Origin of the sequence: Rhodococcus sp. ACPA4 (genome assembly GCF_002300185.1) — a bacterium.
GTDB classification, from domain to species: domain Bacteria; phylum Actinomycetota; class Actinomycetes; order Mycobacteriales; family Mycobacteriaceae; genus Rhodococcus_F; species Rhodococcus_F globerula.
This window is the reverse complement of record NZ_NSDY01000001.1, coordinates 14,406-40,245: the sequence shown is the minus strand read 5'-3', so window position 1 is coordinate 40,245 and position 25,840 is coordinate 14,406. Positions and strand designations below refer to the sequence as shown.

Annotated in this window: 19 protein-coding genes and 4 tRNA genes; 11 read left to right on the top strand and 12 right to left on the bottom strand. The window is 64.0% G+C overall.

Features of this window, described 5'->3' with window-relative positions; genetic code table 11:
* Positions 1-7: 7 nt before the first annotated feature.
* Positions 8-1,753 (bottom strand): helicase HerA-like domain-containing protein, encoded by a 1,746-nt coding sequence (locus CJ178_RS00165; protein ID WP_095885874.1) that lies wholly within the window; start codon positions 1,751-1,753, stop codon positions 8-10.
* Positions 1,754-1,852: 99 nt separating this feature from the next.
* On the opposite strand from CJ178_RS00165, the gene orn reads away from it, so the two are divergent.
* Together orn and CJ178_RS00155 are read left to right on the top strand one after the other, a co-directional pair.
* Complete coding sequence (gene orn, locus CJ178_RS00160; RefSeq protein WP_072782550.1) at positions 1,853-2,452, top strand: oligoribonuclease; 600 nt, start codon at positions 1,853-1,855, stop codon at positions 2,450-2,452.
* Between the two features lie 84 nt (positions 2,453-2,536).
* Positions 2,537-2,609, top strand: a tRNA-His gene (locus tag CJ178_RS00155).
* Between the two features lie 137 nt (positions 2,610-2,746).
* Here the strand turns inward: CJ178_RS00155 and CJ178_RS00150 are convergent.
* On the bottom strand, positions 2,747-3,961 hold the full coding sequence (locus CJ178_RS00150) for a L,D-transpeptidase (protein ID WP_033232754.1): 1,215 nt from the start codon (positions 3,959-3,961) through the stop codon (positions 2,747-2,749).
* A 267-nt stretch (positions 3,962-4,228) separates the two neighbouring features.
* On the opposite strand from CJ178_RS00150, the gene CJ178_RS00145 reads away from it, so the two are divergent.
* The 3 genes from CJ178_RS00145 (at position 4,229) to CJ178_RS00135 (ending at position 5,984) form a co-directional block, all read left to right on the top strand.
* A tRNA-Lys gene (locus CJ178_RS00145) sits at positions 4,229-4,301 on the top strand.
* Between the two features lie 95 nt (positions 4,302-4,396).
* On the top strand, positions 4,397-5,818 hold the full coding sequence (locus CJ178_RS00140; RefSeq protein ID WP_162487737.1) for an amidase: 1,422 nt from the start codon (positions 4,397-4,399) through the stop codon (positions 5,816-5,818).
* A 93-nt stretch (positions 5,819-5,911) separates the two neighbouring features.
* A tRNA-Lys gene (locus CJ178_RS00135) sits at positions 5,912-5,984 on the top strand.
* A gap of 64 nt (positions 5,985-6,048) precedes the next feature.
* On the opposite strand, the gene CJ178_RS00130 is transcribed toward CJ178_RS00135, so the two are convergent.
* Complete coding sequence (locus tag CJ178_RS00130) at positions 6,049-6,270, bottom strand: DUF3618 domain-containing protein (protein ID WP_033232750.1); 222 nt, start codon at positions 6,268-6,270, stop codon at positions 6,049-6,051.
* A gap of 151 nt (positions 6,271-6,421) precedes the next feature.
* Between CJ178_RS00130 and bcp the strand changes: the two genes are divergently transcribed.
* Entirely contained in the window at positions 6,422-6,895 is a 474-nt protein-coding gene (gene bcp, locus CJ178_RS00125; RefSeq protein WP_033232748.1) for a thioredoxin-dependent thiol peroxidase, read from the top strand.
* Here bcp and CJ178_RS00120 read toward each other — a convergent pair.
* Entirely contained in the window at positions 6,892-8,259 is a 1,368-nt protein-coding gene (locus CJ178_RS00120; RefSeq protein ID WP_045066897.1) for a dipeptidase, read from the bottom strand. The genes bcp and CJ178_RS00120 overlap by 4 nt on opposite strands.
* 199 nt (positions 8,260-8,458) lie before the next feature.
* On the opposite strand from CJ178_RS00120, the gene CJ178_RS00115 reads away from it, so the two are divergent.
* A complete protein-coding gene (locus CJ178_RS00115) occupies positions 8,459-9,181 on the top strand; it encodes a TetR family transcriptional regulator (protein WP_033232744.1) in 723 nt (240 codons plus the stop codon).
* A gap of 13 nt (positions 9,182-9,194) precedes the next feature.
* On the opposite strand, the gene acpS is transcribed toward CJ178_RS00115, so the two are convergent.
* Positions 9,195-9,587 (bottom strand): holo-ACP synthase AcpS, encoded by a 393-nt coding sequence (gene acpS, locus CJ178_RS00110; RefSeq protein ID WP_033232742.1) that lies wholly within the window; start codon positions 9,585-9,587, stop codon positions 9,195-9,197.
* A gap of 11 nt (positions 9,588-9,598) precedes the next feature.
* The gene (locus CJ178_RS00105; RefSeq protein WP_095885873.1) at positions 9,599-18,904 is read right to left on the bottom strand and encodes a type I polyketide synthase; all 9,306 of its coding nucleotides are present in this window, start codon (positions 18,902-18,904) and stop codon (positions 9,599-9,601) included.
* Between the two features lie 418 nt (positions 18,905-19,322).
* Between CJ178_RS00105 and CJ178_RS00100 the strand changes: the two genes are divergently transcribed.
* From CJ178_RS00100 to CJ178_RS00085, 4 genes are all read left to right on the top strand, one after another.
* A complete protein-coding gene (locus CJ178_RS00100; RefSeq protein ID WP_045066895.1) occupies positions 19,323-20,012 on the top strand; it encodes a hypothetical protein in 690 nt (229 codons plus the stop codon).
* Between the two features lie 49 nt (positions 20,013-20,061).
* Positions 20,062-20,143, top strand: a tRNA-Leu gene (locus CJ178_RS00095).
* Between the two features lie 135 nt (positions 20,144-20,278).
* Positions 20,279-20,686 (top strand): transcriptional regulator, encoded by a 408-nt coding sequence (locus CJ178_RS00090; RefSeq protein ID WP_175393702.1) that lies wholly within the window; start codon positions 20,279-20,281, stop codon positions 20,684-20,686.
* Positions 20,683-21,078, top strand: coding sequence for a DUF3817 domain-containing protein (locus tag CJ178_RS00085; protein ID WP_045066894.1), 396 nt, complete (start codon positions 20,683-20,685; stop codon positions 21,076-21,078). Before CJ178_RS00090 ends, CJ178_RS00085 begins: the two co-directional genes overlap by 4 nt.
* A gap of 62 nt (positions 21,079-21,140) precedes the next feature.
* Here the strand turns inward: CJ178_RS00085 and rdgB are convergent, their stop codons facing one another.
* From rdgB to aosR, 6 genes are all read right to left on the bottom strand, one after another.
* Positions 21,141-21,749 carry an RdgB/HAM1 family non-canonical purine NTP pyrophosphatase gene (gene rdgB, locus CJ178_RS00080; RefSeq protein WP_095885872.1) on the bottom strand — a complete coding sequence of 203 codons (609 nt, stop codon included), beginning with the start codon at positions 21,747-21,749 and terminating at the stop codon, positions 21,141-21,143.
* A gap of 3 nt (positions 21,750-21,752) precedes the next feature.
* Positions 21,753-22,538: a ribonuclease PH gene (gene rph / locus CJ178_RS00075; RefSeq protein ID WP_033232735.1), complete on the bottom strand. Its 786-nt coding sequence runs from the start codon at positions 22,536-22,538 to the stop codon at positions 21,753-21,755.
* Between the two features lie 35 nt (positions 22,539-22,573).
* Positions 22,574-23,332 (bottom strand): cyclic nucleotide-degrading phosphodiesterase, encoded by a 759-nt coding sequence (locus tag CJ178_RS00070; RefSeq protein ID WP_045066892.1) that lies wholly within the window; start codon positions 23,330-23,332, stop codon positions 22,574-22,576.
* Between the two features lie 96 nt (positions 23,333-23,428).
* Positions 23,429-24,088 carry a rhomboid family intramembrane serine protease gene (locus CJ178_RS00065; protein WP_033232731.1) on the bottom strand — a complete coding sequence of 220 codons (660 nt, stop codon included), beginning with the start codon at positions 24,086-24,088 and terminating at the stop codon, positions 23,429-23,431.
* Between the two features lie 55 nt (positions 24,089-24,143).
* Complete coding sequence (locus CJ178_RS00060; RefSeq protein ID WP_095885871.1) at positions 24,144-25,211, bottom strand: P1 family peptidase; 1,068 nt, start codon at positions 25,209-25,211, stop codon at positions 24,144-24,146.
* Positions 25,208-25,798 (bottom strand): oxidative stress transcriptional regulator AosR, encoded by a 591-nt coding sequence (aosR, locus tag CJ178_RS00055; protein ID WP_033232729.1) that lies wholly within the window; start codon positions 25,796-25,798, stop codon positions 25,208-25,210. Before aosR ends, CJ178_RS00060 begins: the two co-directional genes overlap by 4 nt.
* Positions 25,799-25,840 lie beyond the last annotated feature (42 nt).

Here is a 25,840-nt window from a genome sequence, read left to right as displayed (position 1 = left end):
CGAATCGTCAGCGCCTACGGCGGCTACCGGTTCCGAAGATACTGCGCGAGATTTCCCGACCGGCAGCAGATGCCGCCGATTTGAGGAAGCTCTTGACCGCAGAATTGCCGAGAATCTGCTCGGCGATGTTGGGACCCTCCGGCTCGACCGGTGGCGGCGGCGGAAACTGCGACAGATCCGGTAACGGCGGCAGATCCAGCGACGGGTCTGCCGTTGGCGCCCCGGCCACCTTGGCCGTCAGCCTCTCGTACGCCGATTCGCGATCGATCGTCTGACCGTACTTCTGGTGGAGCGGACTCGACGCCGCCGCGGCTGTGATGGCGTCGTTGCCGATCGTGTCCATCAGGGAGCGAGGCGGACGAATCTTGGTCCAGGCCACCGGTGTCGGCGCACCCTTCTCCGAGAGGACGGTCACGATGGCCTCGCCGGTTCCCAACGACGTGAGTGCCTTCTCGAGGTCGTAGTGCTCCGTCTTCGGGTACGTGCGGACCGTCTTGTTGAGCGCCTTCTGATCGTCCGGAGTGAACGCACGCAGAGCATGCTGCACCCTGGCGCCCAGTTGCGACAAAACAGAATTGGGGATGTCGGTGGGCAACTGCGTGCAGAAGAACACACCGACACCCTTGGAGCGAATCAACTTCACGGTCTGCTCGACTTGCTGAAGGAAAGCCTTCGACGCGTCGGCGAACAACAGATGGGCCTCGTCGAAGATGAAGACCAACTTGGGTTTCTCCAAGTCCCCTTCTTCCGGCAGGGTCTGGAACAGGTCGGCCAGCACCCACATCAGGAACGTGGAGAACATCGCCGGACGCGCGGCCTGCGCGCCGAGTTCGAAGAGTGTGATGACGCCGGCGCCACCGACAACCCGCAGCAGGTCCTCGGTTTCGAGTTCCGGTTCACCGAAGAAGGTGTCACCACCGTCGGCCTCGAGATTGACCAGCGCGCGCAGGATGACCCCAGCCGTGGCCGTTGACACGCCGCCGATTCCCTTCAGATCTGCCTTGCCTTCGGCACTGGTGAGGTGCGCGATGACCGAACGCAAGTCCTTGAGATCCAACAACGCCAGGCCCTGAGTATCCGCCCAGTGGAAAATCAATCCGAGCGTGGACTCCTGAGTCTCGTTGAGCCCCAGCACCTTACTGAGCAGGATCGGCCCGAAACTCGTGATGGTGGCGCGGACCGGAATCCCGATCCCGCCGGTTCCCAGCGACAGAAATTCGACGGGCATACCGGACGGAGTCCAGGAGTCGTCACCCGTCTCGATTGCCCGAGCTGTGATCTTGTCGTTGCTCTCCCCCGCTTTGGACAATCCCGAGAGATCACCCTTCACATCCGCCATCACGACGGGCACACCCGCGGCGGAGAGCTGTTCCGCGATGCCCTGCAACGTCTTGGTCTTGCCCGTACCGGTTGCACCGGCAATCAAGCCGTGACGGTTGACGGTGGCCAAGGGAATACGCACCCGGGCTGCCGGATCTGCAACTCCGTCGACAACAATCGACCCCAGCTCCAGCGCCCGACCCTCCGACGAATAACCCGCGGCGATCTCGGCTGCAGCACCCGATGGAGCCGGGGGCGTCGCTGCGCCTTCGCCGGCAGCACTCTCTGCAGCGAGAGCCTCACGCTCAGCGTCCTCGGCGGCCTGTGCGGCCTCGGCAGCAACCCGAGCAGCTTCGGCAGCAGCGGCCTTGGCCACTTTCGCCTTCTCGGCCGGCGTCAGTGAAACAGCGCCGTCCTTGGGATCCACGGTCATACAAGGCCCTCCTCATTTGCACTACAAAAGAAGATCTACGCGCGTCGAGATGTCACCGCAGACCTTATCCTTCCGGCCGCGCCCACTACTGTGTTCCTGGTGCAGGACAAATTGGTATGGATCGATTGTGAAATGACCGGGCTGCGGCTGGAGTCGGACAAACTCATCGAGATTGCGGCTCTGGTAACCGACAGCGAATTGAACATCTTGGGCGAAGGCGTGGACATCGTCATCCACGCCGACGACGACGCGCTGGCCGCAATGCCGGACGTCGTGAAGAAGATGCACGCCAAATCGGGTCTGACCGAAGAAGTTCGCAAGTCGACGGTCACGCTTGCCGAGGCGGAAAAGGAGGTGCTCGCCTACATCCGTGAGCACGTGCCCGTCGCCGGCACCGCTCCCCTGGCGGGCAATTCCATTGCCACCGACCGCGGATTCATCTCGCGGGACATGAGCGCGCTGGACACCTACCTGCACTACCGGATGATCGACGTCAGCTCCATCAAGGAGCTCTCGCGTCGCTGGTACCCGCGAATCTACTTCGGCCAGCCCGAAAAAGGCCTCGCGCACCGTGCCCTGGCCGACATCAAGGAATCCATCCGCGAACTCAAGTACTACCGCAGTACCGCATTTGTCCCCGCTCCCGGACCGTCCAGCGCGGAGATCGCAGCCGTTGTAGAGGGCCTCGGGCCTGCCTGACCTGCCGATTGGCATCCTGGCCAACTTTCAGGCTAGTATCTTCTACGTCAAAGCAACCGGGTCAAACCGGTCGCCGAGGCAATGGTGGGCGTAGTTCAGTTGGTAGAGCACCAGGTTGTGATCCTGGCTGTCGCGGGTTCGAGTCCCGTCGCTCACCCAAAGGGAACCCCCGGAAATGTCGAAAGATATTTCCGGGGGTTCTTTTGGTTGGGTCCGCAAACACCACTGCGAACGAAAATGCCCCCAACCGATCGGCTGGGGGCATTCTGACGTTTCAGTACTTCAGGGACGCACTCAGACGTCCGCGTTACCGGCCTTCCACACGTTCCACGGGATGTTCCAGTCCCCCAGGCCGTCGGTGCCCGAAAGCGTGCCACCGACGGTGTTCTTCACGATGACGATGTCGCCGCGTTTGGTGTTGTCGTACACCCACTTGGCATTGGCGGGGCTCAGGTTGAGGCAGCCGTGACTGGTGTTGGAGTAACCCTGCTGCCCGACAGACCACGGCGCTGAGTGGAAGAAGATGCCGCTGTAGGACATTCGCGTCGCCCAGTCGACCGGAGTCTTGTATCCGTCAGCGGAAGTGACAGGCACCCCGTACGTCGAGGAGTCCATGACCAAGTTCGCGAACCTGTCACCGATGATGTAGACACCGTTGTCGGTGGGGGTGCTGTCCTTACCCATCGACGTGGGCATGGTCATGACAGTCTCGCCGTTAACCTGGAAAGTGACCTGTTTCGTGTTGTCGTCGGCAACGGCAATCACGGAATCACCGATGTCGAAGGATGTCGTGGCGTCCTCCTGGCCGAAGACGCCTTTGCCCAGATCGCGGCCGTAGACGTTGACCTTGACGTCAACCTTGGTGCCCGGCGCCCAGTACGCCTCCGGACGCCACCTGACCTCGCGGTTGTTGACCCAGTAGAAAGCACCTTCGACAGCCGGCGTCGTCGTGACGGTGATCGACTCTTCGGCAGCCTTGCGATCCGGAATGTTCTCGTCGAACTGCACGGCGATCGGCTGGCCGATACCGACCACGGAACCCTCGCCCGGCATCACGTACGGCTTGGTGAGGTTGCCGGGCGCGCTGGTCGTGAACGACGTCACCGTGGTGCTGGCGCCGCCCAATCCGTAGGCCTGGGCCTCGATCTTGTACTTGCGGTTGTAGCCGAGGGGTTCAGCGGTCACCCACGACGCTCCGTCGGCCGCGAGGGTGCCGGCAACGGTCTTACCGTCGGCGTTGACCATCCGAACGTCGGACAGGCTGCCGTCGGCAACGTCGATGCGGACCGGATCGCCCGGGGAGAAACCGATTGCGCCGTCAGCGACGGTGGAGGTGACTTTCGGCTTGATGAGCTCGGTCAACGGGTTGGAGTCGATCGGCGCGGCGCCCTCGTTGTCCACGGCAGCCCCACTGGACGTGCACGCGGTCACCAGAACCAACGCTCCCAACGACACGGCGGCCATGGCGGCGCCCCTCGAGATTCGGCCTGTCCCTCCACGCACGGACATGCCCCACCACTGACGACTCATTTGTTCGACTCCGCTTCACATGTTAACGACCAGCAATTGCGCCAGGTCAATGATGCCAGGCACAGTCGTTACTCACGGTCATGAAAACCCCGTCGAAGAGTAACGTTCGAATATCAATCGTTTCGTACCGATTGGAATGTTACCGATTTCGGTCAATGTCACAGAAACCACCCGTCCAACGACGGCCCACCAGGCGATTTGCTCCCGACGGAACGGTTCGGCTAATGTTCTGTCTCGCAAGAGCGAGCGCCTATAGCTCAGTTGGTAGAGCAAGTGACTCTTAATCACTGGGTCCGGGGTTCGAGTCCCTGTGGGCGCACTTGCAAAGATCCCCATCGTGGAAACACGGTGGGGATCTTTTTTGTGTCCGGGCGGCGAATACACTCCAGCGAACCCGACAAAATGGAGCGAGCCATGACTGATCTGCCCGATTCGGAAGTCGCATTTGCCGGTGTCGTCGGTCAAGCCGAACTGATCCGCAGCGGCCAACTGTCGGCTCGTGAATTGACCGAACATGCACTCAGACGTATCGAACGCCTCAATCCCACACTCAACGCCTTCACCCGCGTCCTCGCCGACGAAGCGATCGCCGAAGCCACCCGACTCGACGAGCGCCAGGCCTCCGGCGACCCTGTCGGTCTCCTGCACGGCGTGCCCATCGCGATCAAGGACGAGAACGACGTAGCCGGAACACCCACCACCTACGGCGGTGCTGCAGTCACTCGGATCGCGAATTCGGACTCCGAGGTGGTACGACGCTTACGCGACGCCGGAGCAGTCATCATCGGAAAAACCACGATGCCGGAGTTCGGCATCTGGCCGTTCACCGAGACCGCCGCGCACGGCTACACCCGAAATCCCTGGAACACAACAGTATCCACGGGAGGATCGAGTGGCGGCACGGCAGCAGCTGTCGCGTCGGGCATGGTTGCCGCAGGAATCGGCGGCGACGGCGGCGGTTCCATCCGGCTTCCGTCGGCATTCTGCGGATTGTTCGGACTGAAAGCGCAACGCGGCCGAGTAAGCACCGCACCGAACGGCAACCTGTGGCGCAGCCTCGGAACGCTCGGCCCGCTTACCCGCTCGGTCGAGGACAGCGCACTCGTCTACGACGCCATTATCGGCACCACACCGGTGGACGACTACAGAGCCGAACCACTCGGGGCCCGCTTCACCGAAGGTGCGGTGTCCCCGCTGCACCCCCTCCGTATTGCCGTGTCCACCCGCTGCCCCGTGCGCGGCGTCACGCCGGCGCCCGAAGTGGTTGCCGGGGTTCGTGCGGTCGCAGAAATGTTGAGCGCGTTGGGGCACCACGTCGACGAACATGATCCCCGATACCCCGATGCAACGGCGTCGTTCCTCCCCCAGGTACTCGGCGGCGTACGCGACGAAGCTTTGCGCGTCGATCGGCCCGATCTTCTCGAAAAGCGAACTCGCGCACTGTCTTCGATCGGCAGAATCGCGTCGCCCCGGCGCGTCGGCCGGGCGGCGTACCGGCGTGGCCAACGGATCGCGCACACCGTCAACCAGGTTTTCGACACGTATGACATCGTGCTGATGCCGACCACACCCGCCTTGCCGCGGCGGATCGGCCAACTCGAGGGCACAGGACTGCTGTCCGCCGTCCGCAAGGCTTTGCCGATCGCGGCGTACTGCTCGATCTGGAATGTGTGCGGCAATCCGGCGGCGGCCGTTCCGGCGGGATTTTCGACCGACGGGCTCCCCCTCAGCGTCCAACTGGTGTCGCGACCGAACGGCGAGCTGACAATTTTGTCGCTCGCACATCAGCTGGAGGGTCGGATCGGGTGGACGAATTCCCGTCCGCCGCAGGCCTGAAAGACACGTGCGATGTAACTGCCGTCACGATTACGACGACGCGTTTTGCAAACTGAGGAGCCCGTCGGCTAATGTTCTGTCTCGCAAGAGCGAGCGCCTATAGCTCAGTTGGTAGAGCAAGTGACTCTTAATCACTGGGTCCGGGGTTCGAGTCCCTGTGGGCGCACTTGCAAGAAGGCCCCCATCTCATCGAGATGGGGGCCTTCTTCATGTCCGACGCCGTTCGGTGATCAGCGAATGATCTTGCGAATGACCAGGAGTCCGACAACGGATCCCACGGCGATCAACGCGTACTTCACGTTCGGCTCGTTGAGCTTGGCGAGCACCGTCTTCTTGGTGTTCTCGACCAGCCGCTTCGGGTTGGTCCGTACCGTCAGTTCGTCGAGTGTGCTCGCGAGCTGGTTACGCGCCTTCTCGATCTCGCGCTCGATGCTCTCGGTGTCCCTGGGCACGTGTCCTCCAACTTGTCTGTGTGCTGTCGCTTGATGTTCGTTGCCGCTACGTCCGTGCAGACGCAAGGCGTCGACACCTGGTTCTACCGTAGAGGAGCAGATTGCCCGCGCGCCCACCTGGCGCGCAATTTCTCGACTAACCTCGATTCCCGTGACCGAGAACAGTAGATTGTCTGCCGGCGATATCGCGCCGGATTTCACGCTCCCCGACGCCGAAGGCAACGAAGTTTCGTTGCACGACTACCGAGGCCGCAAGGTCATCGTGTACTTCTACCCGGCGGCCAGCACGCCGGGCTGCACCAAGCAGGCCTGCGACTTCCGCGACAACCTCGCCGAATTGAACGGGGCGGGCCTCGACGTCATCGGCATCTCGCCGGACAAGCCCGCCAAGCTCGCCAAGTTCCGCGACAACGAGGAGCTGACCTTTCCGCTGCTCTCCGATCCGGAAAAGGCGACGCTGGAGGCCTGGGGCGCGTTCGGCGAGAAGAAGATGTACGGCAAGACCGTCCAGGGTGTCATCCGATCCACCTTCCTCGTCGACGAAGAGGGAAAGATCGAGGTTGCCCAGTACAACGTCCGGGCCACCGGTCACGTCGCCAAGTTGCGACGCGACCTGTCCGTCTAGCTACTCGAACCGGCTCGAGACTCGAACCGACTCAAAAACAGGGCTTCCGCGTACGCGAGATTCTCGATCTCCGACGGGTCGACGCTCTCGTTCGGGGCATGGATGCGGCACTGCGGTTCCTCGACGCCAATCAACGCGATCTCCGCGTCGGGGAACTGCTCCGCCAGCGCGCTACACAGGGGAATCGAGCCTCCCTGTCCGGCAAATCCGACTTCGGCGCCGTACGCCGCACTCAGAGCCGCTGTGAGCTGCTTGAATCCCGGCCCACCCGTGGAAGCACCGAACGGCATTCCCGTCGCCTCCGGGTCCACGCTCACCCGCACGCCCCACGGCGCCGCAGCCAGCAGATGCCCGATCAGCAAGTCCTGGGCCTCGGCGGGATCCGTGCCGGGTGGAACGCGCAGGTTCAACCGTGCGGAAGCTCGTGGCGTAATTGCCGCAGCCGAGCCGACCACGGGCGGGCAGTCGATCCCCAAGATCGTGAGCGCCGGCCGCGCCCACACCTGGTCGGCCACAGAACCCGAGCCGACCAGATCGACCCCTTCGAGGACTCCTGCGTCGCCGCGGAATTGTGTGTCGTCGTACTCGACGCCATTCCAGTGCTGATCGCTGACAAGACCGTCGACGGTGGTGTTGCCTTCTTCGTCGTGCAGGGTTGCCAGCATCTGCACCAACGCGGTCATCGCGTCGGGCGCCGGGCCGCCGAACACCCCGGAGTGCACCTCACCTTCGAGCGCCGAGACGTGGACGACCACATTGGCGATACCGCGCAATGACGTCGTGATCGTGGGCTCCCCCACTGCGGTATTGCCGGTATCGGCGATCAGCATGACATCGGCGTCGAACAGTTCGGGGCGCTGCCGCAGCAGGTCTTCGAGGCCTCCGGTGCCCATCTCCTCCGAGCCTTCGGCGACGATTCGCAGGTTGACAGCCGGCGCCTGCCCGGCTGCTGCGAGCGCTCGGAGTGCGGTCAGGTGCATGACGAGGTTGCCCTTGCAATCCGACGCGCCTCGCCCGTACCACCGTCCGTCGCGCTCGGTCAGCGTGAAAGGTGGCGAATTCCAAAGCTCTTCGTCTCCGGGCGGTTGAACGTCGTAGTGGCAGTACAGGAGAACGGTCGGGGCATCCGCTGGGCCAGGCCGAAATCCGATTACCGCAGCGGAACCGTCCGACGTCTCGACCGCCTCGGCGTCCGCAAATCCCTGTTCGCGGAACGCGCCAACCACCCAGGCGGCAGCTGCTGCACATTCTTCCGGCGGGAATTGCCGCGCATCCGCGACCGACCGCAACGCAACCAACCGCGTCAGATCCTCGTGCGCGCGGGGCATGAGCTCGCGTACTGCGGCTCGCAACTGTTCGGCCATTTCGGTCTCCTTTTCTCGCCGACTCCAGTGTGCCCGAATCACCGATGAGCAACCCTCTCCTGCAGCGCACCTTCGGTCACCTAGTATCGAAGAGTGGCAACGTCGTCGGATTTCCAGCAGTCGGTCGGGTGATCTTTCGGTGAGCCCGGATATTCCACAAGCGCCAAATTCTGCTGCAGATGCCGATAGCCTCGAATCTGTGCAGCCCTCTACCCGCAACCGCGTACGCCGTCGGCCGGACCCCGCACTCGAAAATTCTCAGAGCGACGCACCTCAGGAACTGCTTCCACGCAAACGTCCGACGCAGGAACGAAGCCAGCGCAAGTTCGATGCCCTTCTCGCCGCCTCCCGCGAACTTCTCACCGACGTCGGTTTCGAATCGTTCACGTGCGAAGAGGTCGCGGCGCGTGCTGACGTGCCCATCGGGACTCTGTATCAGTTCTTCGCCAACAAGTACGTCATCGTGTGCGAATTGAACCGTCAGGACCTCGTGGGGGTGCAACACGAGCTGGCCCAGTTCGGCGGTGAAGTGCCGTCACTCGATTGGCTGCGGTTCCTCAACAGTTTTGTCGACCACATGGCCGGACTCTGGACATCCGATCCGTCCCGCCGCGAGGTGTGGTTGGCAATGCAATCCACGCCGTCCACGCGGGCAACCGGTGTCATTCACGAGAAGCAGTTCGCGGAAACCGTCGCCAAGATGCTTGGTCCACTCACACCGCGCTCACCGCGGGATCGCCGCATGATGATGGCGGAAGTGCTTGTGCACGTGGTGTATTCGATGCTGAATTTCTCCGTGCAGGACGGCCAGAGCCACGCCGACGCCGTAGTGGAACTCAAGCGTCTGATGGGTGCGTATCTTCTGGTGGCGGAGAAGGAATCTCGATTGAAGGGCCGCGGCACAGCCGACTACGAGGGCTGACGCCAGCTCGACCCTAAGTCGATTCGATCACGGCAAATGCGCCGGCCATGTCTCCGTCGTGCGTCAGCGAAATGTGAATCTTCACGTCGGTGAGGTGTTTCGCGACGTCGCCCCGCAATCTGATGCTGGGCCGCCCCCACGCGTCGGAGACGACTTCGATTTGATTGTGGATCATCTCCCCCAGCACCGGCGGGCTGGCGAAGAGAGCAGTGGACCACGCTTTGATCACTGCTTCCTTCGCCGCCCACCGGGCCGCGAAATGTCTTGCCGGATCGGAACTCCGAGTATTGGAATCCCGACGCTCACCCGGTGTGAAGTTGTCGAGCATAGCCGTTCCCGGCCGTTTCAGTTGCTCGGCGAACTCCGACACCGTGACGAGGTCGAAACCGATACCCAGAACTCCCATCCTGCGATTATCTACTTGCAGCCAGGCAGATTCGAGCGGTAACGCTGATCTTCACCCAGGCGTGCGTTCTCGCTGAGGAGAACATCCGCTTCGAGCTGACGCGAAGCCTTTGCGGGCGTTCCGTCGGCGCCGAGACGACGATCGGCGGGACGCTCGTACAGGCTGTCGCCACCGCACATCGCCTTGGCGAGGCGACGCTGACCGTCGATGGTGCGCTGCTGCGCGGCTGCAACATAGTCCGCACGCTTGTCGGCGGGCACCGACTCGACAAATGCCTGCGGGTGAACGACGGCGATCAGTCCGGAGACGTGACCGAAGCCCAGGCTGGTCAGCAGGCCGGCGCGCAGCGGGAGCTGCTCACCGAACTTGAGCGGCTGACGTGCCCACACGAGGTGCTCGAACTCGGCCATCTTGTCGTCGACGCAGTCGAGGCTGCGGTTCGGCGGGATGACGCCCTGGCTGAGCACCTGGCACAGACCGATCAGCTGGAAGGCAGCTGCGCCGCCCTTGGCGTGGCCGGTCAGGCTCTTCTGCGACACCACGAACATCGGAGCACCGTCACTGCGACCCAAAGCCCCGGCGAGACGCTCGTGCAGTTCTGCCTCGTTGGGATCGTTTGCCGCGGTGGACGTGTCGTGCTTGGAGATGACCGCGATGTCGTCCGCGCTGACGCCGAGGGCGTTGAGCGAGAGTGCGAGCTGCGAATCCGCTCCGCCGCGTCCGGCACCCAGTGCGCCGATTCCCGGAGCCGGGATCGACGTGTGGACACCGTCTGCGAACGATCCGGCCCAGGCGACAACGCCGAGAACGGGCAAGCCCATTTCCAGTGCCAGGTCACCGCGAGCGAGCAGGATCGTGCCACCACCGGCGGACTCGACGAAGCCGCCGCGCCGGCGATCGTTTGCCCGCGAGAAGCGGCGATCCTCGATGCCCTTGGCGTGCATGTCCGACGTCTTGGCCGTGGCCGACATGTCACCGAAGCCGATGATGCCTTCCGCGCTCAGGTCGTCGAATCCACCGGCAACAACCAACTGGGCCTTGCCCAAGCGGATCTTGTCGACGCCCTCTTCGACGGACACGGCTGCCGTTGCGCAGGCCGCGACGGGGTGAACCATCGCGCCGTAGCCACCGACGTACGACTGAACGACGTGCGCCGCAATAACATTCGGCAGAGCTTCCTGCAGAATGTCGTTGGGACGATTCTCGCCGAGCAGCGTGTCGATGTACAAGCTCCTCATGGACGTCATGCCGCCCATGCCGGTGCCCTGCGTGTTCGCCACCAGGCTCGGGTGAACCCAACGCAGCAGTTCGCTCGGAGTGAAGCCGCCCGTGAGGAATGCGTCCACGGTCGCAACGATGTTCCACAGTCCGACGCGGTCGACCGAATCGGCCATGTCGGCGGGGATGCCCCACTTCGTGACGTCGAAGTTGGTCGGAATCTGGCCGCCGACACTGCGGGTCAGCTTCATCTTGCGCGGAACACGGATCTCGGTGCCGGCGCGGCGCGTGACCGTCCAGTCACCGGACTCGGCCGAAACCGACGCCACTGTGTTCTCGGGATCGGATTCGACGAAGGCCTGAGCCTCTGCCTCGCTGCCGACCACGAAGCTCAGATCCTTGTCCAGGAACACGGAGGTGAGCAGCGGTGCGGTGTTGTCGATCATCTGGCCTTCGTCGACGTAGCGACGGATGCCGCACCGCTCGACAACTGCGTCATGGTACTTGTCGGCGATTTCCGCCTCTGGCACCAGATCGCCTGATTCGACGTCGTACCAACCCGGCTTGGGGTCGTTCTCCCAGACGATCAGTCCGGTGTTCCACGCCAATTCGAGAACGCCTGCGGCAGAGAGCTGCTCGTCGACCTCCATCTCGAAGCGGGTACGCGAGGAACCGTAGGGGCCGAGCTCTCCGGCGCCCACGATGACCACGAGGTCCGCGGGAGTGACATCGAGTTCGGGCCAGCTCGGAGCCTTGATCGAGGCATCGATGCGTGCCGGTGCGGACAGCGCGAGGATGGTGTTCTCGTCGACTGCTTCGTCGACTGCCTCGGCGATCTCTGCGGTCGCGGCGGCTTCCTTGGCGAGGGCGCCCAGGTCGAGGTTCGCCTCCGCAAGTCCACCGGTCAGGTCGACCTCGAGCGGAGCCTTGGCTGCGCTACGACGCGACTGCGCGGTAGCCGTCTTCAGCAGTTCGGTTGCCATTTCCTGGGTGGACCAGGTACGGACACCGGCAGCTTCGACAGCGTCGACGATCGGATCGTTGTGACCCATCAGGCCGGTTCCGCGGACCCAGCCGATGACGGCGTGTGCCAACGTGACTCGCTCGGCCCAGTTGCGCTCGGCCTTCCAGCGGTTGACCACGGCGATCAGCGAAGCCTTGGCCTCACCGTATGCACCGTCACCACCGAACGTTCCGCGGTTCGGCGAACCGGGCAGGACCACGTGCAGATGTGTGTCGACGTCGCTGTCGTAACCGATCTTCGACAGACCACCGATCAGGCGCTCCACCGACCACAGCAGCACGCGCATTTCCATTTCGGCGCGAGCGCCGGCGTCGGAGAGTTCTCCGCCGACGCGAGGAGCCGCGAACGGGAAGAGCATCGTCGGCGTCATAGCCGGCTTGATCAGCTTCTTTGCGCCACCGGCATTTTCGGTGGCCTCGTTGCCGATCCAGTCGATCAGTGCGTCGACGTCGGTGTACGACGCCATGTTGGCAGGAACCACCCAGAGAGCGGCACCGGCACGAGCGTTCTCGCGGTACAGGTCACGGTAGAAGCCGAGACGCGAGCCGTCGAGACGCGACGTGGTGACGAATACCGTTGCGCCACCGGCCAGGAGCTTGCCCGTGACCGCTGCTGCGATCGAACCCTTGCTGGCTCCGGTCACGACTGCGACCTCGCCGGCCCACTCAGGTGCGTCGGATTCTGCAGTCACGGCCGCATCAGCGATGCGGGTGTAGACCTCGGCCAGCGTCGTGCGACCTTCGTCGGTGGCGCGGGTGGCCCACCACTTTGCCTGTGCGGCAACGGTGGAACCGGCACCGATGAAGTTCTCGACCGACAGAGTCTCACTGCCGAGCCAGATGCGAGCGAGATCCTCACGCGCACTTGCCCAACGGTCGTCAAGCAGGACCGCCTTCTGAGCGTCGAATGCCGGAGCAACCAGACGCGGCCAGTCGGAACCGAGTTCAGCCGAGACCAGGTCGACCAGTTCGGTGTCCTCGACCGTTGCGGCCGGAGCCTCTTCGCTGAGTCCGAGCTGCTCGAGCACGAGGCGGGCGGCCGAAGCCAGAACGCCGTTGCGGCCCGTGATGTTCTCGGTGAACTCACCAAGAGCGGCTGCGTCGACGGTTCCACCGCCGCCACCACCGGTTGCCGGCAGCGAAACGCTGGTGCCGCGAGCGGACGCAACCGAAGCAACGGCGCTGTCGATGACTGCGTCGACTGCTGCTGCGTCGGCCAGAGCGCCGGAGGTCAGGCCGCCGAGGTCGCCGCCGCGGATGCTGGCACCGTCACGGGTACCGAGCGCTACCGCTGCGGTGACGTGGTGCGCCCAACCGTCGCCGAGTTCCCAGACCTTCTTGACACGATCGGCGATGTAGCCGGGACGCTTGCCCGAGGGGCCGAAGACCTTACGCAGGTGATCGTTGATCGAATCGGAAAGTACCGGTCCGAACGGCTTGTACGTACGCGCCAGCTTGTCGACAGTGGCTGCGAGCGAGCCCATGTCGGCATCCGCCGCACCGTCGATGGCACCGAGCGACAACTCGGATCCGAGGTCGACCAGAAGCTGGTTACGACGTGAGGACACACCGTCGCACAGTGCCTCGATCGTGTCGGCGGGGCCGACCTGATCGGGACGCAGCTTGGTCCACAGGCTGATCAGAACCTTGGTGGCGTCTGGCGCCTTGAAGGTGATGTCGTCCGGACGCGGTCCGCTGGACGTCGCGACGGGTGCAGCGGCGACCGGTGCGGCAGCGGCAGCCGCCGGAGTGGCAGCGGGTGCTTCCACCTCGTCGTCATCGTCGGCAGCAGCCGGATCGACATCCGTGCCGTAGACGATCGCAGCTTCACGCTCGATGTTCAGGACCTCGACCGGGTAGCCGAAGCGGCCCGGCAGCTTGAGGGTCTGCGATGCGAGGTTCGCGACGGTCGGGGCAGCGCCGAGGCCGACCTCGACAAAGCGCTCGACACCGAGTCCACCTTCGGACTCGTCACTGAACAGCAGATCCTGGGTCTCGATCCAGCGGACCGGGCTGGCGAACTGCCACGCCAGCAGCTCGATCAGGATGATCCGGGACAGTTCGTGGCTGCGCGTTGCGTAGCTGTCGAAGTCAGCAAGGACTTCCTGCAGCTGCTCCGACGGCACCAGGTCGGCGATTTCCTGAACGAAGTCGCGGCTCAGCGAGAAGAGCCTCGGAACGAGGTTCGGGATGTAGCGGCCGATAAGGATGTCCGGATCGATGTCGTGCGGGAGCAAGTCCTGCAGGCATACGCGGAAGTCCGCCACGCCGCCGCGAAGGACGGTGGAGTGGAACGGCACGTCGATGCCGGGAACCTGGATGTAGGCGCGCTTGCCACCGAATTCCGCACGGAGACGATCGATCTCGATCTCGAGTGCGTCGAGGCCGGCAACGGATCCGGCGATGGCGTACTGGCTGCCGCGCAGGTTCAGGTTGACGATTTCGAGGAACTCACCGGACGCCTCGGCAACACCGGCGACAAAGTCCTGCACGTCGTCGTCGGACACACCGATCTGCGACGGGCGGATGGCAGCCATGCGGTAGTCGGAACGGCCCGCTGCGTCACGGGGAACCAACTGGTGCATCGCGGAGCCGCGCTGGAAGACAACCTCGAGAAGTGCTTCGAGCGGGAAGACCTCGGCAACAGCGGCGAGCGCGTTGTACTCACCCACCGAGTGACCGGCGAGGAACGAGCCTTCGATGAAGGTGCCGGACTCGCGCAGTTCGGCAACCTGGGCTACACCGAGAACAGCCATCGCGACCTGGGTGAACTGCGTCAGGTGCAGAACACCGTCCGGGTGCTTGTGCTCGACGCCGCGGGCCTTGACGGTGACCGGGTTGTCGCGCACCACAGCAAGAATCGAGAATCCGAGCGCCTTGCGGGTGTGCTTGTCCGCACGCTCCCAGACGTCGCGCGCAGCCTTCGAGCGAGCGCGGGCGTCGAGGCCCATGCCTGGACGCTGGATGCCCTGGCCGGGGAAGGCGTAGATCGTCTTCGGTGCTGCAGTGCGTCCCGTCGCGACCATGACCAGGTCACCGTCGATCCGGCAACCGACCTCGACGATCTCGGCACCCTGATCGATACCGATGCGATCGACGCGGACGTCGATCTCAGCGCCGGGGCGGACCATTCCGAGGAAACGAGCGGTCCACGCGGTCAGGCGACGCGGAGGGGTGCGGGTCTCGTTGGGATCAACCGCGGTGACAACCTGCTGCGCCGCAGCCGAGAGCCACATACCGTGCACAATCGGGGTTCCGAGGCCGGCCAGCAGCGCGGCGTTGTCGGACGTGTGAATCGGGTTGTGGTCACCGGAAACCTGAGCGAATGCGCCCATGCTGACCGGAGCCAGGATCTTCGCGTCACGGCGACGACGACGCGAAGTATCGATAGCGGCATCGCTGATCGATCCACCTGCGCGCGCCGGGTCGGCAAGCTCGCCTGCGCCGGTACGTCCGCGGATGGCAAAACGCTCGGTCATGGTGACCACGGCGGGAGCGTCGAGGCCCTCGCCGAGCATGGCACCGACCTCGACCTTGACCTCGACGACGCGACCGAGGTCGGTGTCGAGAACCGAGGCGACCTCGGCATTGACCACGAGAATGCTTGTCTCGGAGGGCAGCTCACCGACAAAGTCGACGGAGTGGTCGAGGTGGACGAGATCGAGCATGCCTTCGATGACGGAAAGACTGTCGAGCTTGGCTGCGCCGAGGACGGCGAATACTGCGGGCCAGCACGCGCCGACAACCACGTCCGGAACAGCCTTGCCGCTCACGCTCAGTGTGGTCGGCAGACCGGAACCGGTGACTCCGGCGTGATCGGCGATGCGGTCGGGTACCCACGCGACATTGAGGCGTGCGGAGCCGTTCTTGACGGTCGGCAGTTCCTGTCCTGCAGCAACTGCCAACAGTGCGGACATCGCGGCTTCAGCGTCGGCCTCGGTGACGACCGGGGCGCCGCCGTCGACAACGGAGCTGGGAATGGTGATCGTGATGTCGACCGACTTGTCTGCCACAAGCGGAACCGAGAGCAGGACGTGAGTCTCGTCGACAACCGTCAGGCTCGATCCGGTCGAGGCGTGAACAGCCTTGTCAACGGACTCGGCACTCCACTCTTCGAGGTCACCGAGACGACGGACCGGGTTCTGGGTCAGGCGGCCGGCCCACTGGAGATCCGGCGCCGAGAGAATCGCGTCGAGCAGACCGGGAGCGGAATCCTGGTGGCGACGGCTCGCGAGGACAACCGGAGTGGTTCCGGCAGCAACCAATTCGTCGTACGTGGCCTTCTCGAAACGATCGAGCAGGTCACCGACGGGCTCGTCGACACGCGTGATGCCGGCAACGGCAACGGTGCCGGGGATGACGCACACCTGATCGGCGGTGTACCGCGGATCGTGTGCCTGCCACAGGGAGTCACTGCGCCACCAGCGGCGCACGTCACCGTCGACGACGGGAACGAAGTTGACCGGCTTGCCCGGCGTCTTGCACAGCGAGATGAAGAACGAGATGTCTGCGGGATGCAGAACCGTGCTCGTGTAGTCCGGGTACGACGCCTGGAGTGCGCAAATCGCAGCTTCGGGACGCTCGAGGGTCTCGGCATCGCCGAACAGGGTCGGGATGGGGCCGCGGTCGACGGGGTGCAGACGAGCCTCGGTGCGCTGGAGCATCTCACCGAAGCGAGCACGCCAGGTGATGTCGAGCCACGGGCTCGTCGTTGCCTCGGCGATAGCGTCCTGAAGGTCTGCGCCGCAGTCGAATTCCTTGGCCGCGTCGATACCGACGGTCAGCTCGAGGTAGCGACGCAGCCACTGCGCGTACGTCATGGTCTCGATGTCACCGAAGTACGGCTTGGCGGTGACGTCGAGTGCTGCGATGATCTCGTCGCGGCGCTCGGCAACGGCGTCGGCGTCGCCGGCAACCTCGTCGAGGAGGCGTCCGGTGCGCGATGCGGCGTTGTCGATCTCGTGGATGTCGGCACCGAGCTGGCTACGGCCCGAAGCCATTCCACCTTCGGCGGTGCCGGCGCCTACCCAGTCCGGAGTACCCGGTGTGTCGACGAGGAGCTGCTTGACCTCGGGAGACGTGGTGGCCTCCAGCGTCGCCATCGCTGCCGTGCCGACGAGGATGCCGTCGACGGGCATTGCCGGGAAGCCGGCTCCGACAGACCAGCGGCCGGTCAGGTAATCGGCTGCGCGCTCGGGTGTTCCGATGCCGCCGCCGACGCAGATGATCAGGTTCGAACGCGTACGCAGCTCGGCGTACGTGTCGAGGAGCAGGTCGTCGAGGTCTTCCCACGAGTGGTGTCCGCCGGCGCGGCCACCTTCGATGTGAACGATGACGGGGAAGTTCGGAACCTCGTTGGCAATGCGGATCACGGAACGGATCTGCGCCACGGTGCCCGGCTTGAATGCGATGTTGGTGATGCCGATCTCGGACAGCTCTTCGATAAGCGCAACGGCCTCTTCGAGTTCCGGGATACCGGCGGTGACGATGACGCCGTCGATGGGTGCACCGGCAGTACGAGCGCGCTGCACGAGGCGCTTGCCACCGAGCTGCAGCTTCCACAGGTACGGATCGAGGAACAGCGAGTTGAACTGGACCGCGCGGCCCGGCTCGAGGAGCATCTTCAGTTCTGCGACACGGTCTTCGAAGATCTCTTCGGTGACCTGTCCGCCACCGGCAAGCTCGGCCCAGTGACCGGCATTGGCTGCGGCGGCAACGATCTTGGCGTCGACGGTGGTCGGAGTCATGCCGGCCAACAGGATCGGTGAGCGACCCGTGAGCTTCGTGAAGGCCGTCTCGACGCCGATGCGGCCGCCGGGAAGCGCTACAGGCTTGGGCGCGAATTCGGTCCACGAACGTGAGACCTCAGGCGCAGCACCGGGGGTGAGCAAGTTGCGATGTCCACCGCGGGTGGACGCGGCGATGATGCCAACACCCTGCCCACGCAGCGAGGACGACGTCATACGGGTCAGCTGGTCGCTGGGTCCGAGATCGAGAATCCACTGCGCGCCGGCGTCGATGGCACCATTCACGGCCTGCACCCAGTTGACCGGGTCGACCAGGATGGCCTGCGCAAGTGCGCTGGCGCGATCTGCGTCGAGGCCGCAGCGCGCTGCCCAGCTGCCGACCAGGTCGACTGCGTCGGCGAGCGCCGGGTGGTGGAAACCGATTTCGGTGTCGAGGGCGTCGAAGGTGGGAGCGAAGACCGAACCGCCACGCTTCTTTCCATCGCGCTCGCGGGCTTCGTTCGCCTCGATCTGCTCGCAATGTTCCTGCACGCGGGCCAGCTGAGCGGGCGGTCCGGCGAGGACAACACGGCGGCGTCCGTTGCGAATAGCGAGGACTGCTGCACGATTGTCCGTCGTGGTCTCGGCAAGTTCGGCGACAATCGCGGCGAGGCGCTCGGGATCGACGTTGGACACGGCGACCATCGGCTTGCCCGACGCGCTCGCGATGATGCCGCGACGACGGCCGACCAGGCTGGCTGCGGCGCCGACGAGCTGAGCAACAGCAAGAAGCTCGCCGTCGTCGTTGCCACCAGCTGCAACTGCAGCAGTCGCGAGCACGCCCTGCGAATGTCCGATGACGGACACGGGCGGATGCGCTGCAATATCGAGACCCTGCGCAGTCAGCGCACGCAACGCCGCAAGTTGCGTGAGGAAGACGCCGGGGAGCGAAACGGGTGCTGCGGTGAGTGCTGCAGCAGAGGGACCTGCCGGCTTCTCACCTTCTTCTTCGTCAACGATCTCGGCTTCGAGAATCCACGCGACCGGATCGAATCCGATCGGGCGCACCACCACAAGATCCTGCGCGAGCGGAGCGAGGCGCGCTGCTGCGTCGTTGACCAAGTCGGTGAGAATCGGCTCGAGGCCGTTGTCGCGGCTGAGTTCTTCGAGCGTGCTGAGCCACGGGGCGCCCTGTCCACCGAAGGCAAGGGCGTACGGCAATCCGTTGTTCAGTGAATCGACGAGGGCACCTTTACTGTTCGTGCGGGAGGCTCCCCCGTCGACGCCGACGCGGCGTCCATCCTTCGAGTCGCGTCCGTTTCCTGTAGGTGTCGTGTCATCGATCGTCACGCGTACGTCCTCTCCTGGTCACCTCTGCGGCGAGGTGGGAATTGTGGGTCTGCCCGGGGCGCACATCTTGCAAATCGACCGAAAGAATCGGCATGTCTGCGCCTGCCGTGCACGTTAAGGCTGACACAGGATCATGAGGATTTCCTCACGTTTGCTGACGGCCCGAAATACGGGACTTTCCACGCGGTGATCTTCCTCACGGGATGTCGAGAAAGTGACTGGCGAGTAGGTCGCAAACGCGCTGCCAGGGACTGTTACTCGGATTTCCACAAACCTGAGGAACTCCTCATATTTATCGTTACCAAATCGTTACCCTCTTGACGGTTGGCCCATCGCGTGCCTTTCACCCCAGAACCTGTCGGACTCCCGCGCTAGGTTCAGCGCGTCCGATCGGACAACTTTCTCGGGGGGAGAAATCATGGGTACCGACACCACAAAAATCGTCATCGACTTCATCGCACGCGAGCTGCCACAGTCCGCGTGGCCGCACTGGACCGACGGGTGGGCACACGAAGCCGAAGCAGCCATCCTCGACGCGGCCTTCTCGGCCCGCGCCGCGTACGGAACACCCACGACGGGCGTGCGGGCCGTCATCACGCGGTGGCGTCACCACCGCCAGTCAGACGCACCACTGGACAACCTCTCCGCTCTGGCAGCCTTTGCGGAGCGCGGCGACGAACTGGCCGTCATTCTCGGTAACCGTCAGCGGGTGCCGGGCAACTACTCCACCAAAGCGGAGGCTGCCGCACTGGGCGCCGCATCACTGGTTGCCGTCGGATGCACCGGAAGTGCAGATATCGGCAACACCGACGCGCATCGAGCGGCAATCATGTCGGTTCCAGGGTTCGGAGCGCGCACATTCGACATGCTGCTGTTCTTGTCCGGCACACTCACACCCGATTCGGTGGAACTACTGACTCGTTTTGCCACCGAGGCAGCCGGTAGCGCCGAACCGCTGGGCGGCGTGGAGGCAACGTCACTGCTCGCTGCAGTGGCTGCAGAATTGGATGTCCCCGCAACAACTCTCACGCACGCAGCGTGGCGGTACCAACGCACCGCCGAACAACCACGGCGACCGGCAAAATCGGACCCGGTTCCAGCCATGTGAGGGCCGTGTCCGCCGGCGGGTCGGCAATCGCGTATCCTGTGAATTCCGCGCGCGAGTGGCGGAATTGGCAGACGCGCTGGATTTAGGTTCCAGTGTCTCAGGACGTGGGGGTTCAAGTCCCCCCTCGCGCACAACGCAGAACCCCATCGAGATCGTTTCGGTGGGGCTCTGCTTTTGGCATCTACGACACGCCGTGGCACGGCATCTACGACACCGTGTCGGAGATCGCAGGGCGCGGCACTATAGCTCTGCGGTACCGTCGTAGTGTGTCGAAGAAGCCTACAAAAAGCCGACCTGCGCTGATCCTGCTGGTTCTTGTGTCAGCAGCGGTCTGCTTGTCGCTCGGCTGGTGGCAGTGGGAGCGCTTCGAAGCTGTGGGCGGCAGCGGGCAGAACCTCGGCTATGCGTTGCAGTGGCCACTGTTCGCCGCGTTTGTGGTGTACGCATATCGCAAGTTCGTTCAGCTCGAGGATGCCGATCCGGACGAGGTCGAAGCCGAGGAAGCCGCAGCGGAGCCGCGAGAGATTCCGGCCGATCTGCTGCCGCAGCGCCCCCGGGCACCGTTCGGCGACGCGGAACTCGATGCCGATGACCCCGAAGCACGCCAAATGCTCGAATACAACGACTACCTTGCGCAGCTCGCCGCTCGCGAGCCCGATAGGAGCACTACGTGAGTACCGGCCCGGAAGCGAGCACCGCTACCACCTCAGACAAGGCCACCAAGGCGCAGGCCGAGAAGCAGAAGAAGGTTGCTTCTGCGCTTGTTCGCTACCGCGTTCTGGCGTGGATCACCGGCCTGTGGCTGCTGTTCCTGACCGGTGAGATGGTCTACAAGTACCTCATCCTGGAAAACTCCGCGGATGCTCCGTCGTGGCTGTTCTACATCGGCCAGATTCACGGGCTGTTCTACATGCTGTACCTGGTGTTCACAGTCGACCTGGCTATCAAGGCCCGCTGGAAGGCAGGCACGACGGTTGCCACGGCACTGGCCGGCACCATTCCGTTCCTGTCGTTTGTGTTCGAACACAAGCGGACCATCCAGGTCAAGAGCGACTACAACCTCTGATTCTCCGTAAAGCAAAGGCCCTGAACGTCATTCACGTTCAGGGCCTTTTCTCGTGTGTGCGATCAGTCGGCCAGTGCCGCCAGCGCGGGCACCAGCTGCACCAGCGCTCTCCCGCGATGCGAGGCCGCGTCCTTCTCGGCCGGAGTCAGTTCCGCCGCCGAGCGGGTGTCACCGTCTGGGTGGAAGATCGGGTCGTAACCGAATCCGCCGTCGCCTGCCGGTTCCCGGCCGATTACGCCGCGCCATTCACCGCGGACCACGGTCTCGTCGCCGCCGGGGATCACCAGCGCGCAGGCCGAGACAAAGGCCGCGCCGCGCCGTTCGTCGGGCACGTCACCCAACTGAGCGAGCACCAGCGCAGTGTTGGCGCCGTCGTTTCCGTGGGTACCGGACCAGCGGGCAGACAACACACCGGGCATCCCGTTCAGCGCATCGATCTCGACACCGGAATCATCTGCGATACACGGCATTCCGGTGGCAGCGGCTCCGTCACGAGCCTTCGCGAGCGCATTTTCTTCGAATGTCGCACCGGTCTCGGGCGCTTCCGGAAACGGCGGCACCTCATCGAGCCCGACCAATTCGATTCCGCTCACACCGGCCGCGTCGAGAACGCGATGGAGTTCCTTCAGCTTCTTGGCATTTCTACTTGCTACCAATACTCGTACGCTCACAGCTCAGGCACCGAACTTCTTCTTGGGTTCCGGGTTCTTGGGTTCGGGCAACACACCCGGATACGGCTCCGCCAATGCCTGACGCTGGATCTCGAACAGCTGCTCACAGCCCGCCAGCGCGGAGTCGAGAAGCTTGTCCAGGGTCGAGCGCGGGAACGTGGCACCTTCGCCGGTGCCCTGGATTTCCACCAAGGTGCCGGTATCGGTGGCGACGACGTTCATGTCGACCTCGGCACGCGAATCCTCTTCGTACGGCAGATCGAGGCGCACTCGTCCGTCGACGACGCCGACGCTGACGGCCGCGATGCCACACGAGATGGGCTGAGGGTCGCTCAGCAGATTGGCAGCGCGAAGATACGTCACCGCGTCGACGAGAGCTACGTACGCCCCTGTCACGGCGGCGGTACGGGTGCCACCATCTGCCTGCAGGACATCGCAGTCCAGAGCAATGGTGTTCTCGCCGATGGCCGCGAGGTCGATGCAGGCCCGAAGGGATCGACCGATGAGCCGGCTGATCTCCTGGGTGCGGCCACCGACCTTGCCCTTGACGGATTCACGTCCACTGCGGGTATGCGTAGCTGCGGGCAGCATCGCATATTCGGCGGTGAGCCAACCGAGCCCGGAACCCTTGCGCCACCGCGGAACACCCTCTTCGACGCTGGCCGTGCACATCACTCGGGTGTTTCCGAACTCGACCAGAACCGAGCCGGCCGGATGGCTGGTGAACCCGCGGGTGATCTTGATCGGGCGAAGTTCGTCGTCCGCCCTGCCGTCTTCTCGTGTAGTCACCTTCGTGAGCCTAGCGTCCCACCCCAGACAACACGTCAGATGTCGTAGACGCTTCCCGCGGACACAGCGTGAACCGGCCCTGCGAACTCGGATTTCGCTTCGGCGATGACGTCCTCCCTGGACGTCCACGGCGGGATGTGGGTGAGGAGTAGTTCCTTCACTCCGGCCAACGTCGCGATCCGGCCGGCTTCCTTGCCGGACAAGTGAATACCTTCCGGCCGATCAGGACTGTCCGTCCACGACGCCTCGGAAAGGAGGATGTCGGCTCCACGAGCAAGCTCGACGACGTTGTCACACATTCCGGTATCGCCGGTGTACACGAGAATCCGTCCGTCGGCGTCCGTGATCCGGAATCCGTACGCCTCGGGCGGATGATTCATGCGGCTTGCCACGACGGTCAGTTCACCGAAGGTGACGGGTTCGTTCTCCGCCCACAACTTCAGATCGATGGTGTCGGAAATATCGTCCATCTCGCCCGCGCACTCGGCGGACGACGTTCCGATCCTGCACGCCGTGTCTGTCGGGCCGTACACCAACGCTCGCCCCTCGGGGCGGTTCGGATGATAGCGACGCCACACGAGCAGGCTCGGCATGTCGAGGCAGTGATCGGCGTGCAGATGTGAGAGCAGAATCGTCGCGTCCCCTGGGTCCGCGTACCGCTGCAGAGCCCCGAGCACTCCGGGACCGAAATCTATGACGAGCGGCGGGGTACCCGGCGCTGTGAGCAGGTAACCCGAAGCCGGTGAATCCGGCCCCGAGACGCTGCCGGAACACCCCAGGACGGTCATGCGCATAAGGTCATGCTGCCACGTCGACCCATTAACAAAAAAGCTCCCGGTCGTTTTGGCGAGTCGAAGTCACACCGCCGGTGGGGTGTGACCCACGTCCGATCAGAAAGTTGCTGGTCGGGCAGGTGTTGTAGCGCCGGCGCGGTTCGCTCGATCGCCGGAGGAGAGTGCCCACGCCGCTACGACGCCGCCGACCGCACCGAACAAATGCCCCTGCCACGAGACTCCCGGCGTGCTGGGCACCACGCCCCACAGGACTCCGCCGTAGATCACGAAGACAACAACGCCGATCAGAATCTGGCCGAAACTCCGGGTGAAAAATCCACGCGTCAACAGGTAGGTCACCCACCCGAAGATCAGCACCGACGCCCCGACGTGATTGGTATTCGCTCCGGCAACGAGCCACGTTCCGACCCCGCCGATGACCCAGATGATTCCGGTCGCAGCCAACCCTCTCGATATGCCAGACACCAGAACGAGATAGCCGAGTATCAGTACGGGGATGGTGTTCGCGATCAAGTGTGCCCAGTCGTCGTGCAACACGGGCGCAAACAGGATGCCCCACAAACCGTCGAGCGTTCGCGGTGAGACTCCGGCGTTCTGGACGTTCTGACCGGAAATGACGTCGATGATCTCGATGACGTACAGCGCTAGTACAAATCCGCCGACCAGCACCGCGGACTGCTTCCACACCGACGGCGGTTTCGGCGCGGGAACCGGTGCCCGTGAACCGAAATCAGGACTGTTGAAATCCATCGTCATCGCGTGCGTCCTCACAGTAGATGTGTCTACTTCGAGGTTACCGGCGCTCGCCGGGCTAGACGAAAGCCGACGGGAACAGGTCTCGGTAACTCGGGATCCCCGCCACCGATGTCGCGTCGAGAATCGCCTTGACGATCGCGCGTTCCACGACCTGGGCGGCAGCCGCACAGACAGCGTCGAGGATCGGCAGATCCGCAGGGAACGCGGCCGGTACGTCGATCGCCGATTCCGGCGTGTGCGTTCCGGTAGCGAGCGCAAAGATCGTGTCGCCGTCCAACGGCGAATGGGCCGGACGGATTGCCCTGGCCAAACCGTCGTGACCGGCAACTGCAACGCGTCGGCACCCGGCTTTGGTCAGGGCCGCGTCGGTAGCGACGACGCCGATGGTGGTGTTGAGCACTGTCCCTTTGGCCCCGATTGCGTTGGCTGCGTCGAGCTCGCACGGAATCGGCATGCCGATCCCGAAGGACGCCTCCCCCTCGGACCCGACGCCCCACGGCAGACCGGTACGCGGATCGAAGACCGAGCCGACCGGGTTTGCCACGATCAAGGCCGACACAGTTGTCCCCTTGGCCGGTCCGTCTGTGATCACGACGCTGGCAGTTCCGACGCCGCCTTTGATCCCACCGGCACGGGCACCGACACCGGCGCCCACTGTTCCGGTCGCACATTCACGCGACGCGGATTCTGCTGCCAGATATCCGAAATCGGCGTCAGGTCGAATCTTCCAGTCCCCGACCGGAAGATCGAAGATGACGGCGCCCGGCACGATCGGCACCACCTGGCCAGGCAGGCCCATCGCGATTCCGTGGCCGTGTTCCTCGAGCCAGCGCATGACACCGTCGGCGGCAGCGAGGCCGTACGCACTTCCACCGGTCAGGAGCACGGCATTGACCTGCTGAACCGAATGGCTCGGGTCGAGGAGATCGGTTTCGCGAGTACCCGGCCCGCCGCCCCGAACATCAACTCCCGCAACCACTCCCGCCGGGGCCAGCACAACGGTGCATCCCGTCGCGGCCCCCGCCCCCAGAGCAGCGTCGTCGTCGAGCCGATGATGATGACCGACAGTCAAACCGGCGATGTCGGTCAACGAATCCGTGGGGCCGGGCGCCGTGGTGATCACGGCATGAGCGCCTGAACGAGCGAATCCTGCATCCACGTCAACCAGTGATAGACATCAAGATGCGGTGCTCGCGGATCATCCGGATCCAAACTTTCCGGAGTGTCTGCGTCGATACCGAGATTGGTGCCGAGAGCCAGACGAACGTCGTTGAGCGCGGACAGCCACGCGTCGGCCTGCTCCTGGGTCAGGAGGATCTTGCCGCCGTCCGCGGGAAGCGAGGCCAGCAAAACCCTGCCGGCAGCCTTCTTCGCGTCGATGATCTCGGGTTCGTGCAAACTCCGCAGCGCTCCGTTGACATTGGCGCCGGCGTCGTCGAGATCATCGGAATCCGGGGACGCCTTACTGGGGTCGGTTCGCTGAAAATCTGGGAGCAACCGCGCCAGAACCGGATTGTCGGGCGATTCCGAATTACCGGTTCGAAGACCGGTGAGCGCCGCCAACTCGTCCTGCGGTGCGCCGGACTCACGATCTTCCAGCAGTCCGATCACCGACTCTACGAGCGAACTCAGGACGGTCACCTCATGAGCGTCCATCTCGGATTTGAACTTCACTCCGGAAAGCGAGTTCTTCTTGATCCACGTCCGCACGCGTCGGACTCCCCTCTTGTGATCGGATCGAACTTGTCGAAG